Source organism: Mycobacterium sp. URHB0021 (genome assembly GCF_054057895.1).
Map to the genome: position 1 here is coordinate 6,718,855 of NZ_JBSRZT010000002.1, position 13,124 is coordinate 6,731,978.

General features: G+C 65.8%; 12 protein-coding genes and 2 pseudogenes. 4 read left to right on the forward strand and 10 right to left on the reverse strand.

The features are described from left to right. Positions 1–4 precede the first annotated feature (4 nt). The 9 genes from ACVWWN_RS35140 to secY form a co-directional block, all read right to left on the reverse strand. On the reverse strand, positions 5–1,042 hold the full coding sequence (locus ACVWWN_RS35140; protein WP_457147964.1) for a pyridoxal phosphate-dependent aminotransferase: 1,038 nt from the start codon (positions 1,040–1,042) through the stop codon (positions 5–7). Next, entirely contained in the window at positions 1,042–2,064 is a 1,023-nt protein-coding gene (locus ACVWWN_RS35145) for a 3-oxoacyl-ACP synthase III family protein (protein ID WP_457147965.1), read from the reverse strand. Before ACVWWN_RS35145 ends, ACVWWN_RS35140 begins: the two co-directional genes overlap by 1 nt. Before the next feature lie 6 nt (positions 2,065–2,070). Beyond that, entirely contained in the window at positions 2,071–2,736 is a 666-nt protein-coding gene (locus ACVWWN_RS35150; protein WP_457147966.1) for an SRPBCC family protein, read from the reverse strand. After that, on the reverse strand, positions 2,714–4,450 hold the full coding sequence (locus ACVWWN_RS35155) for a thiamine pyrophosphate-binding protein (RefSeq protein ID WP_457147967.1): 1,737 nt from the start codon (positions 4,448–4,450) through the stop codon (positions 2,714–2,716). The genes ACVWWN_RS35150 and ACVWWN_RS35155 overlap by 23 nt, the downstream gene beginning before the upstream one ends. 72 nt (positions 4,451–4,522) lie before the next feature. Then, positions 4,523–5,266 carry an anti-sigma factor family protein gene (locus ACVWWN_RS35160; RefSeq protein WP_457147968.1) on the reverse strand — a complete coding sequence of 248 codons (744 nt, stop codon included), beginning with the start codon at positions 5,264–5,266 and terminating at the stop codon, positions 4,523–4,525. Next, positions 5,263–5,778: a sigma-70 family RNA polymerase sigma factor gene (locus tag ACVWWN_RS35165; protein WP_457147969.1), complete on the reverse strand. Its 516-nt coding sequence runs from the start codon at positions 5,776–5,778 to the stop codon at positions 5,263–5,265. Before ACVWWN_RS35165 ends, ACVWWN_RS35160 begins: the two co-directional genes overlap by 4 nt. Before the next feature lie 112 nt (positions 5,779–5,890). Beyond that, positions 5,891–6,688, reverse strand: coding sequence for a type I methionyl aminopeptidase (gene map / locus ACVWWN_RS35170; RefSeq protein ID WP_457147970.1), 798 nt, complete (start codon positions 6,686–6,688; stop codon positions 5,891–5,893). Between the two features lie 163 nt (positions 6,689–6,851). Beyond that, the gene (locus tag ACVWWN_RS35175; protein ID WP_457147971.1) at positions 6,852–7,400 is read right to left on the reverse strand and encodes an adenylate kinase; all 549 of its coding nucleotides are present in this window, start codon (positions 7,398–7,400) and stop codon (positions 6,852–6,854) included. Beyond that, complete coding sequence (gene secY / locus ACVWWN_RS35180; protein ID WP_457147972.1) at positions 7,397–8,734, reverse strand: preprotein translocase subunit SecY; 1,338 nt, start codon at positions 8,732–8,734, stop codon at positions 7,397–7,399. The genes ACVWWN_RS35175 and secY overlap by 4 nt, the downstream gene beginning before the upstream one ends. Positions 8,735–9,010: 276 nt before the next feature. Between secY and ACVWWN_RS35185 the strand changes: the two genes are divergently transcribed. From ACVWWN_RS35185 to ACVWWN_RS35200, 4 genes and pseudogenes are all read left to right on the forward strand, one after another. Then, positions 9,011–9,946, forward strand: a complete 936-nt coding sequence (locus ACVWWN_RS35185; protein ID WP_457147973.1) for a class I SAM-dependent methyltransferase — start codon at positions 9,011–9,013, stop codon at positions 9,944–9,946. Further along, on the forward strand, positions 9,943–10,848 hold the full coding sequence (locus ACVWWN_RS35190) for a class I SAM-dependent methyltransferase (protein ID WP_457147974.1): 906 nt from the start codon (positions 9,943–9,945) through the stop codon (positions 10,846–10,848). The genes ACVWWN_RS35185 and ACVWWN_RS35190 overlap by 4 nt, the downstream gene beginning before the upstream one ends. A gap of 9 nt (positions 10,849–10,857) precedes the next feature. Further along, a pseudogene (locus ACVWWN_RS35195) lies at positions 10,858–11,763 on the forward strand (class I SAM-dependent methyltransferase). After that, positions 11,763–12,662, forward strand: a complete 900-nt coding sequence (locus tag ACVWWN_RS35200) for a class I SAM-dependent methyltransferase (RefSeq protein WP_457147975.1) — start codon at positions 11,763–11,765, stop codon at positions 12,660–12,662. Before ACVWWN_RS35195 ends, ACVWWN_RS35200 begins: the two are co-directional and overlap by 1 nt. Before the next feature lie 102 nt (positions 12,663–12,764). Here the strand turns inward: ACVWWN_RS35200 and ACVWWN_RS35205 are convergent. Next, a pseudogene (locus tag ACVWWN_RS35205) lies at positions 12,765–13,007 on the reverse strand (hypothetical protein); the annotation flags it as partial. Positions 13,008–13,124 lie beyond the last annotated feature (117 nt).

Here is a 13,124-nt window from a genome sequence, read left to right on the forward strand (position 1 = left end):
GCCGTCAGCTCGCGGCCGTGGCGGCGACTGCCGCCAGCACCGTGCGGGTGGACTGGCGGCTGCCGACAGAGATCCGCACGCCGCCGTCGGCGTAATTGCGCACCTTCAACCCGGTGCCGTCGAACACCTCGCGCCACGGGCGGCCGCCCGGCGGGAGGTAGACGAAGTTGGCGTGTCCGTCGTGGCTGTACACCCCCAACGACCGCAACCGCGTCCGCAGGTAGCGCCTCTCCGCCCCGATCATTCGAATACGTTGCCGAAGCTCACTTTCGGCGTGATAGGAGGCGGCGACCGCCACCAGACCCGTGATGCCGACGCCGAAGGGCGACTGCATGTTCCACAACCGACGGGCCAGATCCGGGGCACAGAATCCATAACCGATCCGGAGGCCCGCCAACCCGTAGGCCTTCGAGAAGGTCCGCACCACCACAACATTGGGGTGCCGGGCGACCAGTGCGGCCGCGTCGATCCGATCGACCGGCGGCAGGAACTCGACGTAGGCCTCGTCGAGTAGCACCACGGTGTCCACTGGGACCCGGTTCAGGAAGCGCTCGATGTCGTCGACGGGTTCGATCGTGCCAGTCGGGTTGTGCGGCCGGCAGACGACCACCACCCGCGCGTGTGCAGTCGCGTCGGCCATCGCGTCGAGATCGTGATGGCCGTGCACATCGAGCGCGACGGTTGCACATCTCAGCCGACTCATGTGCGCGAGGATCGGATACCCGTCGAACGTCGGCGACGTCAGCACGATCGTCTCACCGGGGCTGGTGACCGCCTGCAGCACCTGAAGGATCACACCGGTGGCGCCGGACCCGATCACCACCTGCTCGTCGTCGACGCCGATGTGCGCGGCGATCAACGCCCGCAGCCGCTCGGGAAGGAACTCCGGGTAGCGGTTGACGGCATCGATCGCGGGGATGAGCGCCGACCGCACGGCGGGCAGTGGCGGGAACGGATTCTCGTTGAGCGACAATGCCATCGGGTCCACGGCGGTGGGCAGCGCGTCCACCGCTTCGGCGACGTCGCTCCTCGATGTGGTCATCATCCCCGCCCGCCCCACCTGACCGCGGCGGCACCGGCGAAGTCGCCGGCGTGCGCGAACGCCGCCATCATCACCACATCGTCCTTCTTCAGCCGGCCGTCGGTGATCGCACGGTCGAGGTTGATCGGGATACCTGCGGCGAACAGGTTGCCGCAGTCGTCGAACGTGTCGACATGGCGCTCCCGCGGTAGTTCCAACGCTTCGCGCCAGTTGCGCAGGAACACTCGATTGGGTTGGTTGGTGACCAGGAGGTCGAGGTCCTTGGTCTGCATGCCGATTCGGTCACACACCGCGTACGACACTTCGGGCACCTGCCGGTTGCCCCTCGCCAGCACCTTGGTGATCTTGCTCTCGGTGAAGCCGATGTAGCCCTCCCCCGGGCCAGGCTGCCACCACTTGCGCGGCGGGTCGACGGCTATCGTCATGTCGCCGGCGAACTCACCGTAGGTGCGGCACTCGACGTCCAGGATCGGCGACTGATCCGACAGGGTCACCAGCCCCACGGCCGCGCCGTCCCCCGGCACCGACGCCTGGGCCTTACGCCGCACGCCGGGCTGGTCGAAGATCTGACCACCCGCGTTCTGCGCGACCGCGATGAGTGCGGTCTTCCCCTCTTCGGCGGCGAGCAGCTGGCGGGCTACTTTCAGCGCCAGCACAAACGCGGCACACCCACCGTTGTGCAGATCCAGCACCCAATTCGGCTTCATGCCGAGTCGATGTGCCACTCCGCCACCGCCGCCGTAAAACGGCATATCCGGCATCTGGGTGTGCGTGATCAGTACGTCGACGTCAGCCACGGTGTCGTGGCCGTGCCGCTCGACCAGGCCCGTCGTGGCGCGCTCCACCATGTCGATGGCGGTCTCGTCCTCGGCCACGTGGTGGCGGAATCTGGGTGCCCGAAACATCAGGTTCTCGCGCAGATCAGCCGATTCGGCGAATTGCGCGTAATATTCGGCGCCGATCGGCTCGCCCGGAAGATACGTCGAGACATCGATGAGGCTGACCGGGTTCCGTTCGCTCATGCGTGCTCACCTCATCCAGGCAGGTGTCACGGAAAGTCCGTTGTGGTACCGGTATTCGGCGATCGCCTTGAGGTTCTTGAGCTCCAGCAGATGGCCGGCGGCGAACATGTCCCAGAAGTCTCCGACCCACACCGGCCGTTCGGGCGGCGCGGTCTCGGGGTAGGGATTGTGTTCGTAGAAGGGGTGATGACAGTTGGTCCACAGCACCACCGACCCCGGTTTGTCGAAGACCACCTGGGCGTCGACGACCCGCATCAGGTAGATCATCCAGAGATGCTTGCCCTGGTCCCATGCGCAGTGGTAGTCGACCGACATCGCCTCTCTGTTGGCGACCGTGCGGGTGAATATTTTTGTCTCCGAGCCCAGCCGGTCATATGCGAGCCATAGTCCGGGTTCGTCGGTCGGGGTGAACCCCCTCAGGCTGTATGTCCACTCCTCGAGGCTTCGCGTATCGGTCAGGTACTCGAACAACTCGTCGGGTGGACAATCGATGAAGCTGTGGACCGTGCAGTATTCGCCGAAAACCTGGTCGTGCGGATATACCGACCGCATCATCTCCATGATGATCGGGGTGGCCTTTTCCCGGGGCGCGGTCTCGATCCGGACCACGTCCTCGATCGGTTCGGCGGTACCCCGGTGGGTGGTTATGTCATCGAGCGCGGGCAGGGACATCGGAGTCCTCCTTGACAATGGGTGATCTATCGCCGGCGGCGCGAGCGGCACTGCCGAGCAAGTTTGCGAAGGGCGGTATTTCGTCGGCCGAGCACTCGACGCTGATCACTGACGGGCCGTCGATGCCCAGCGCCGACTCGAGCGCCGCGGGCAGTTCTACGAGCTCGTCGACATCCATCGACGGCAGCCCGGGAAACATCGCCGCGAGGCCACTGCCCAGGCGGCTGGGCCCGAATCGGTTGTAGCTGTAGCGGTCCTGGTAAAACACCTGCTCGCGGGTCACGCACATCGCATGGGCATGGTTGTCGAACAGCAGGAAAGTCACGGGTAGCCGGTACTGCAGTGCGGTGTGTATCTCCATGCCGTGCATGAAGAATGAACCGTCGCCGGCGATGACGATGATCCGGCGGCGAGACTGCTCGCTCCTCGCGGCAAACGCGATGCCGATACCGGCGCCGAAGCTGTAGCCCATGCCGCCCATCCCGAGGGCCACGACGAACCGGCCCCCTCGGCGCACCGGCAGATAGTGGATGGCGGATGCGCCGATGTTGCCCGCATCCACGACGATGTCGGTACCGTCGGCAAGCATGCCGTCGAGCACCCGCATCGCATCGCGGTAGCGGACCCCCGGGCCGGCGTGCGGCGGCGTTCGTAGTTCGCTGTGCGGCATCGTCTCCGGCACAGGTTTGCCGGCGGGCCGGCCGTGGCGGGACAGCATGCTCGTCAACAACGACAGCGAGCCGCGCAGATCGGCCGTGGGTACGTGGATGCTGCCCACATACGGTGGCGCGGAACCGATCGAGAACACCGGCACCGACGCCAGGGCGTCGTCCAGGCCGGCGCGTGAGGTCACCGTCATGCGGGTGCCGACCAAAAGGCACAGCGCGCTGTCGGCGATTGCCGCCGCGACGCCGGGATGCCCCATCACCCCGGTAACACCCAGTGCCGACGAGGAACCCATCCCCGGGGTGCCCGCGACGTCTTTCGCGTCGGGCACGGTGGCCACCCGGGCTCGCAGCATCGCCCGGAGTTGTTCGAGTTCGGCGCGCGCGTCGTCCCGGGCGACCTGCTCGCCTGCGATGATCGTGATCGGGCCGACGGCGAGGCGAAGCGCAGATGCGATTATATGCGGGTCGCCCAGCTGGGTCGACACCTGTTCGAATCTGCCGACGCCGCCGTTGACTCCCAGTTCTGCCTGCTGAATGTCCTTGGGCAGCAGGAGGACTGCGGGTCCGCCCGTTTGCGCGGCTTCCATCGCCGCGGGCAGCGCAGTCCGGATCTCCTCGGGGGTCGTCACCCGGCGACAGAACACCGACACCGCGGAGAACAGCGCGTATGCGTCCAGCGCGCCATTGCGTCCGCTGGTGTCCTGGAATGCGCCGAGGCCATCGAGGGTGGTCGGCGGCTGGCCGATCAACGCGAGCACGGGCACCCGGCTGGCGTATGCCTCACCCAGGCCCGGCACCGTGTTCAGGCACCCGCCCCCGGACGTCGCGGCCACCACGCCGAGCCCGGCACCCGACCGGCTGTAGCCGTCGGCCATTGTCGCGGCGGAGAACTCGTGTTTGGCCAGCACCGCGGTGATCTCGTCGCGGAAGAACGCCGCGTCGTAGACATCCTCGATATTGGCGCCGTCGACGCCGAAGATGAATTCGACGCCGGAGGCGGCGAGGTACTCGACGATGTGATCGACGACCCGATGCCTGCTGGCCATATCTCACCCGCTTCTCCCGACCCCACCAGTTACACGACGCGCGTCGCGATCGAGTTCACTGGATCGGCGAAATCACAGATGTTTTTCGAGCAGCACCTGTCCGTTGTCGGATGAAACCAGTTGCACCGCAGCGATTTCGTCCTTCTGCATCGGGGTATTGCCGCTGGGTAACGCGGTCGCGCCGGACAACCCCAACCAGGTGGCGACCTGTGTGTGGCTGCCGTCGCGGCCGACGACCACCATTCCCAGCGACTGGGCAGGCGTGTTGCCACTCTCGCCCCAGTCGCCGTAGGAGCAAGCCATGTCGATGCGGGTGCCCCAGCCGTACCCGGTCATCGTGATGCTGGCGTTGATCGGCGTCGGGCTCACATGGGTCATTTCCATGCCCTGCGCGGTGTTGTCCGCAGTGTTCGTCTGCAGACCCACGATCTCGGGACGAATCCCGATGACCAGTCCGACGGCCAGCAGCGCCGCGGCCAGCGCGACCGCTGCCGAGGTCAGCAGCCGTGAGCGGCGCCGGCGCCACCGGACCTTGTCCAGGACCGAATCGAGCAGCTCGGGCCGCAGAGGCGGCGTGTCCTCACGGTCCTCGTCGTCTAGGGACCGGACGGTCTCAAGGTCGAGTTTGGCGAGCAGCGCGGGCACTCCGCTGAGTTCGGCCACCGCGGACCGGCAGCGACCACAGGTTTCCAGATGGGCTTCGTATTCCCGGCGTTCAGCGCTTGACAGCGATCCGAGCACGTAGGCAGCGTCCCAAGTCAAGTAGCGATCGCCGTCCAACAAATCACCGCCTAGGGGAAAACCGAATTCTTTCATCGTGTCACCCCCATTTCCTGCAGGTTGAGCCGCAACGCCCGGACCGCGTAATGAAGCCGGGATTTCACGGTGCCCTCCGCAATCTGCAGATCGTTGGCGATCTGCGCCGTGGTCCAGCCCTGGTAATAGGCCCGGCGGATCACCGCCCGATGCTCCTCGGACAGCTGGCTCAAGGCCGTGCTCAACAGGAGGCGGTCGAGCGCAGAGTCGACTTCGTCGGGTCCGGCGCGATCGGCGACCTGTTCCATGTCCGGCGTGCCGGCCTCGTTGCGGTATCGAGCGCTGCGGCGCTCGTCGATGATGAGGTTTCGCGCGACCGTGAACAGCCACGCCCGGGCCGACCGCTCCACCTCGTCGGTCACCTCGGGATGGCGCCAGGCACGCAGCAACGTCTCCTGCACCACGTCTTCCGCACGCGCCTGGTCGCCCGTCAGCCGCAGGGCATAGCGCCACAACGCTGCGGCGTGCTCGTCGTAAAGCACCCGCATCATGGCGGCCTCTGGATCGTTCACTACCAACCTCCGTCAGTGATACGACGTCGGCGGTGATCCGGTTCATTCGCATTCCAGCGAACACGCAGTTCGCTGGGGTTTTGTGACGATCGCCGGGTGGGCGTGCGGGCGCCTAGCCGGTGAGGATTCGCGGGCCGTCGTCGGTCACGGCGACGGTGTGCTCCCAGTGCGCCGCGCGAGACCCGTCGGCGGTGACCACGGTCCATTCGTCCCCGAGGACGATGGTCTTCGTGGTGCCCAGCGTGAGCATGGGTTCGATGGCCAGTACCGAGCCGGGCGCCAGATACGGGCCGCGGCCCGGCGCGCCCTCGTTGGGCAGGAACGGGTCCATGTGCATCTGGCGGCCGATCCCATGGCCGCCATAGCCCGCGACAATGCCGAATTTGCGGTCGTATCGCGCCTCGGCCGCATGCGTGCCGGCCTCGATCGCGTGCGACACGTCGGTGAGCCGGTTTCCGGGCACCATGGCGGCGATGCCGGCCTCCATGGATTCGCGGGTGGCCTCCGACAGCGCCTCGTCGACGGCGATCAGCGGGCCGATACCGAACGTGATCGCCGAGTCGCCGTGCCAGCCGCCGAGGATCGCGCCGCAGTCGATGGAGACCAGATCCCCCTGCGCCAGCTTTTCGGCGGCCGACGGGATGCCGTGCACCACACGGTCGTTCACAGACGCGCAGATACTGGCCGGGAAGCCGTGATAGCCGAGGAATGACGGGACGCCGCCGCCGTCGCGAATCACCGACTCCGCGATCTCGTCCAGCGCGAGAGTCGAGACTCCGGGCGCCGCCGCGTTGCGCACGGCAAGCAAAGCGGTGGCGACCAGCGACCCGGCCGCGGCCATCGCGTCGAGTTCACCGGCGCTGCGCTGCGCGACCACCTTGCGATTACGCAGGCCTGGCAGGCCGATCATCGATCACTTGCTCCCGTTGAATCGCCGGTTCACCGACTTGTGCCCGATTGTCGGTTCACCGACTTCTGCCCGATTGTCGGTTTCACCGACTTCTGCCCGATTGTCGGTTTCACCGACTTCTGCCCGATTGTCGGTTTCACCGACTTCTGCCCGATTGTCGGTTTCACCGACCCAGCGCCTGCAGGGCACGCCGAAACACCTCGTCGAGCGAGCCCACCGCATCAACCCGCTGCAGGTTGCTGCGGCCGTAATACTCCAGGAGCGGCTCGGTCTCGTCGCGGTACACCTGCATCCGATTGTGAATGACCTCTTCGGTGTCGTCGGCGCGGCCACGGGACTTGAGCCGCTCGAAAAGCTCCGCTTCGGACACGGAAAACTCCAGGACCGCGTCGAGTTTGGTGTTGTGGTTCTTCAGCATCTCGTCGAACGCCTCGGCCTGCTGCACCGAGCGGGGATAGCCGTCGAGAATGAATCCGTCGGCGGCATCGGCCTGTTCGATCCGGTCCTCGACCAGCTTGTTGGTCAACTCCGCAGGCACCAGGTCGCCGGCGTCGAGGTAGCGCTTGACCTCCACTCCGAGCGGGGTGCCCTCGCTGATGTTCTTGCGGAAAAGGTCCCCGGTTGAGATCTGCGGGATGCCGAGCTTCTCGGACAGTTTCTGTGCCTGCGTGCCCTTACCCGCGCCGGGCGGTCCGAGTAGAACGACTCTCACTTCAGGAACCCTTCGTAGTTGCGCTGCATCAGCTGGCTCTCGATCTGTTTGACCGTATCCAACCCGACGCCGATCATGATCAGAACCGCCGTTCCGCCGAAGGGCAGGTTCTGAACGGAGCCGGTGTTGCCGATTTGCAGGAACAGGTTCGGCAGCACAGCGATCACGCCCAGGTAGATCGAGCCGGGAAGGGTGATCCGGCTGAGCACATAGCGCAGGTAGTCAGCGGTGGGTTTGCCCGGCCGGATGCCCGGGATGAATCCGCCGTACTTCTTCATCTCATCGGCGCGTTCGTCGGGGTTGAATGTGATCGACACGTAGAAGTACGTGAAGAAGACGATCAGCCCGAAGTAGATCCCGATGTAGATGGGATCGGCCGGATTGGTCAAATGGGTGGCGATGAACGACTGCCACCAGCCGTTGCCCGGATCGGTGCGCCCGCTCTGCACCAGCTGGGTGATCAGATGCGGGATGTAGATCAGCGAGGACGCGAAGATCACGGGGATGACGCCGGCCTGGTTGACCTTCAGGGGCAGATACGTCGACGTGCCGCCGTACATGCGACGGCCCACCATGCGCTTGGCGTACTGGACGGGGATGCGGCGCTGACCCTGCTCGACGAACACCACGCCGACGATGATGGCCAGTGCGGCCGCGCAGACCGCGGCGAACACCAGACCGCCGCGGCTGTCCAGGATGGTCTTGCCCTCGGTAGGGATCCGCGAGGCGATGCTCGCGAAGATCAGCAGCGACATGCCGTTGCCGATGCCCCGCTCGGTCACCAGCTCGCCCATCCACATCACCAGGGCAGCACCCGCGGTCATCACCACGACGATGACGACGAGCGTGAAGATGTTCAGGCCCTGGCTCTGCCCGATGATGATGTCCAGATCGCAGCCCTGCAGCAGCCCGCCGTTGGCGGCCAGCGCGACGAAGCTGGTGGCCTGCAGGATCGACAGCGCAACCGCCAGATAGCGGGTGTACTGCGTCAGCTTGGTCTGGCCGGCCTGCCCCTCTTTGCGCAGCTGTTCGAAGCGTGGGATGACCACGCCGAGCAGCTGCACGATGATGCTGGCCGTGATGTAGGGCATCACGCCGAGGGCGAACACGGACAGATGCAACAGCGCACCGCCGGAGAACAGGTTGATCAGCGAGTAGATCTGCGCCGAATCGCCACTGGTGACCTGTGCGACGCATTTCTGCACATTCGGGTAGTCCACGCCCGGTGACGGAAGCGCGGCGCCGACCCGGTACAGGATCACGATGCCCAGGGTGAACAGAATCTTTCGCCTCAGGTCAACAGTCCGCAGCGATGAGATGAAAGCCGAGAGCACTCTTCCTCCTGCGCAGCCGAGGCGTAGGTCGCGGCGTGCGGATGGGGCTGGTTTCACCAGCGTCTTGGTTAACTCGTGCGCGCCGCCCCGTCAAGCTCACAGCCTGCGAAGTCACGCATCAAACAGTCTACGAGAGTAACAGTTGAGGTTCCGTTGGCCCGCATCCAATCCGCGCGACCAGCGCGAAGCCGTCCTTAAGATTCGGAGCGTACAGTCGGCGACGGGTCGTTACATCAACTAACTAACGGCCTGTACTACGGCGATTGGGGTCAGGACATGGCGCGAACCGATAACGACACATGGGATCTGGCATCGAGCGTCGGTGCCACGGCCACGATGGTTGCCGCGGCCAGAGCGATGGCGACCAAGGCCCCCAATCCGCTCATCGACGACCCCTACGCCGAACCGCTCGTGCGCGCCGTGGGGGTGGACTTCTTCACCCGCCTCGCCACCGGCGACCTGCGGCCCGAAGATCTGGACAGCGATACGCCCGGCATGCAGCGGATGACCGACAACATGGCCGTCCGGACGAAGTTCTTCGACGAGTTCTTTCTCGATGCGACCGCGGCAGGAATCCGACAGGTGGTCATCCTGGCGTCGGGACTCGATTCGCGCGCGTACCGGTTGGCGTGGCCGGCGGGGACGACCGTCTACGAGATCGACCAGCCGGAGGTCATCGAGTTCAAGAGCACCACGCTGGCCCAGTCCGGCGCCGAGCCCTCCGCGAACCGGCGCACCGTGGCGATGGACCTGCGCTACGACTGGCCCTCGGCGTTGATCGAAGAGGGTTTCGACCCGAAGCAGCGCACCGCCTGGAGTGCTGAAGGCCTCCTCGGTTATCTCCCACCCGACGCTCAGGACCGGTTGCTCGACACGATCACCGAGCTGAGCGCGTTCGGCAGCCGAGTGGCCGTGGAGAGCGTGCCCAACATCAACCCGGCCGACCACGAGAAGGCCATCGAGCGCATGCAGGCGATTTCCGAGCGGTGGCGCGACCACGGATTCGACTTGGATTTCGCCGAACTGGTGTACCTCGGTGACCGCAACGAAGCCGCCACCTACCTGGGAAACCACGGCTGGCAGCTCGACCGCACCAGTGTCAGCGAATTATTCGCCGCCAACGGCCTGCCTCCGCTCGAGGCCGAGGACACGACCAATTTCGGCGACCTGCAATACGTCAGCGGCACCTTGGCTGACCGGGACGCTGCATGACCCGTTCCGAAATCGACAGCTGGGACATCGCGTCCAGCGTGGGCGCCACGGCGACCATGGTCGCCGCCGCGCGGGCCGTGGCGAGCCGGGAGCCCAGCCCGCTGATCGACGATCCCTACGCGGCCCCGCTGGTGCGGGCGGTCGGAATCGAGTTCTTCACCCGCTTCGCCGACGGCGAGCTCAATCTGGATGACGTCGACAAGAGCAACACCGCACGGCTGATGACCACCGTGATGGCGGTGCGCACCAAGTTCTTCGACGACTTCTTCACCGACGCCGCGGCCAACGGCATCCGGCAAGCGGTGATCCTGGCCTCGGGCCTGGATGCGCGACCGTACCGGTTGCCCTGGCCGGACGGCACCGTCGTCTACGAGATCGACCAGCCTCAGGTCATCGAGTTCAAGACGGCGACGATGTCGGCCATCGGCGCGACACCGAGCGCGGAGCGGAGGGCGGTGGCCATCGACCTGCGTCACGACTGGCCTGCTGTGTTGCGGCGCAGCGGATTCGACGACACCGCGCCGACGGCATGGAGCGCCGAGGGGCTGCTCGTTTATCTGCCGCCTGAGGCTCAGGACAGGCTCTTCGACAACATCGCGGCACTCAGCGCGCCCGGCAGCCGGCTGGCCACCGAATTCCACCCGGACGCGGGAGCGAGCATCGGTGAGCGCGCCGCCGCGCTGCGAAGCGAATGGCAGGAACACGGATTCGACGTCAACCTGGCCGACCTGTTCTACCCGGGCGAACGCAACAACGTCGTCGACTATTTGGCCGAGCACGGCTGGACGGTGTCCGCGCAACCTCGACCCGAGCTGTTCAAAGACTATGGCAAGGATTTTCCCGATACCGACGAGCTTGCGCCGCTGCGCAATTCGCTCGCGGTCATCGCGACACGAAAGTAGGTGTGCACCATGGCCAGAACGGATAATGACTCATGGGACCTGGCGTCCAGTGTCGGCGCGACGGCCACCGCCGTCGCCGCCTCCCGCGCCATCGCGTCCCAGGGACCCGACCCACTTCTCGACGACCCGTTCGCCGAACCTCTGGTACGTGCGGTCGGCCTCGACTCGTTCGTCAGGATGATCGACGGCCAGGTGCCCGATGACGACGATCCGTTGATGAACCGCAGGACGATAAGCGAGCAGATCGCTGTCCGAACGCGGTTTTTCGACGACTTCTTCACCGTCGCATCTGAAGCCGGAATCCGTCAGGCCGTCATTCTGGCGGCGGGCCTGGACACCCGTGCTTACCGGCTCCCGTGGCCTTCGGGCGCCGTGGTCTTCGAAGTCGACCAGCCCGAGGTGATCGCATTCAAGACCGCCACGCTCGACGGACTCGGCGCCGTCCCCGCCGCCGCACGCCGCACTGTCGCGATCGATCTCCGCGACGACTGGCCCAGCGCACTGCGCGACGCGGGCTTCGAGCCGGCACAGGCCACGGCCTGGATCGCCGAAGGGCTGCTGGTCTACCTGCCGCCCGAGGCGCAGGATCGACTGTTCGACAACATCACCGCGCTGTCCGCGCCGGGCAGCAGGCTTGCCACCGAGCACATGGACATGGCGAACATGCCCGAGGACTGGGCGGAGTAACTCGACGAACGGTCCCGCCGTGCGGGCACCGACCTCAACCTTTCGGAGTTGTTCTATTCGGGTGAACGCAACGCCGCCGGTGACTACCTGTCGTCACACGGCTGGCGGGTGGCAACCCACTCGACCGCAGAGACATTTGCCGCCAATGGATTCGAGCTGCCCGACGACGAACTCACGAGGCTGATCGGCGACTCCGGCTACCTCACGGCAACCCTGCAGGAGGCGTGATGGCCCGCTCGGACAACGACACCTGGGATCTGGCATCCAGTGTGGGCGCGACGGCCTCCATGGTGGCTGCCCAGCGCGCGATCGCCCACCGCGAAGGCCTGATCGACGACCCGTTCGCCGAATCGCTGGTGCGTGCCGTCGGTGTCGAATTCATCACCAAGGCGCTCGACGGCGAGATCGAACTCGAGGATGTCGACCCGGAGTTCAACATGCGACGGGCCGCCGAAGGCATGGCAGTCCGCACCCGATGGTTCGACACGTTGTTCCTCGACGCCGCCGCGGCCGGGATCCGGCAGGCGGTGATCCTCGCCGCCGGACTCGACGCCCGCGCATACCGGCTGCCGTGGCGCGACGGCACCACGGTGTACGAGCTGGACCAGCCGGAGGTCATCGACTTCAAGACGAACACGCTGGCCGACATGGGCGCCAATCCCAAGGCCGAACGACACACCATTGCGATCGACCTTCGCAACGATTGGCCGAAGGCGCTGCTGGACAACGGCTTCGATCCGACCAGGCCTACCGCGTGGATCGCCGAAGGACTGCTGATCTATCTCCCGCCCGAGGCCCAGGACCTGCTGTTCGACCGGATCGACGAGCTCAGCGCGCCGGGCAGCCGGGTGGCGACCGAACACATTCCGGACATCAGCATGTTCTCGGACGAGCGGTCGCAGCGCATCACCGAGCGGCTCAAGAAATACGGCCACGACATCGAGATGAAGGACCTCATCTACCACGGTGAACGCAGCCACGTCACCGACTACCTGGCGGGACACGGCTGGGATGTCACGGCGAAGACGATGCGGGAAGCCTTTGACGCCAAGGGTTTCGAGTTCCCCGAGGACGACACCATCGGCTTCTTCTCCAACCTCAGCTACGTCAGCGCTGTGAAGCGGTAGTTTCGCGGCGAGCGTGCGTGTCTGCGACCGACACGCCGGGAAATCTTCCGATCTCGCGCACGCTCGCACCGCAGTGAATCAGGTGCGACGTGCCGCTTCCTGCGCAAGCTGAACGCGGGAGCCCTCACCCTGCTCGACCGGCCGCACCCCGCCATGGGCGGCGACGAGATCGTCCACCGCACGGTTCGGGCGTGCGAGCGCGGCGGTCATCTCCCCTGGTTGCGTTTGCCATAACCGCGTCGATCCCTCGACGTCGGCCAGCAGCAACGTCACCGTCCCCGTCGGAAGCTCATTCACGCCCAAGTCGCTCCAGTTCAACGGCGTCGTGTCCGCGCGTTCGCTCATGCCAGCCAGCTTGCACAGGCCGCGAACCACAAACATCAGCGAACACCCGTATTCGCCCGGCTTGCAGCCGTAGCCTCCGCCCCGATGACCGGTCGAGGCTGGCCGTTCGAGGCTGGC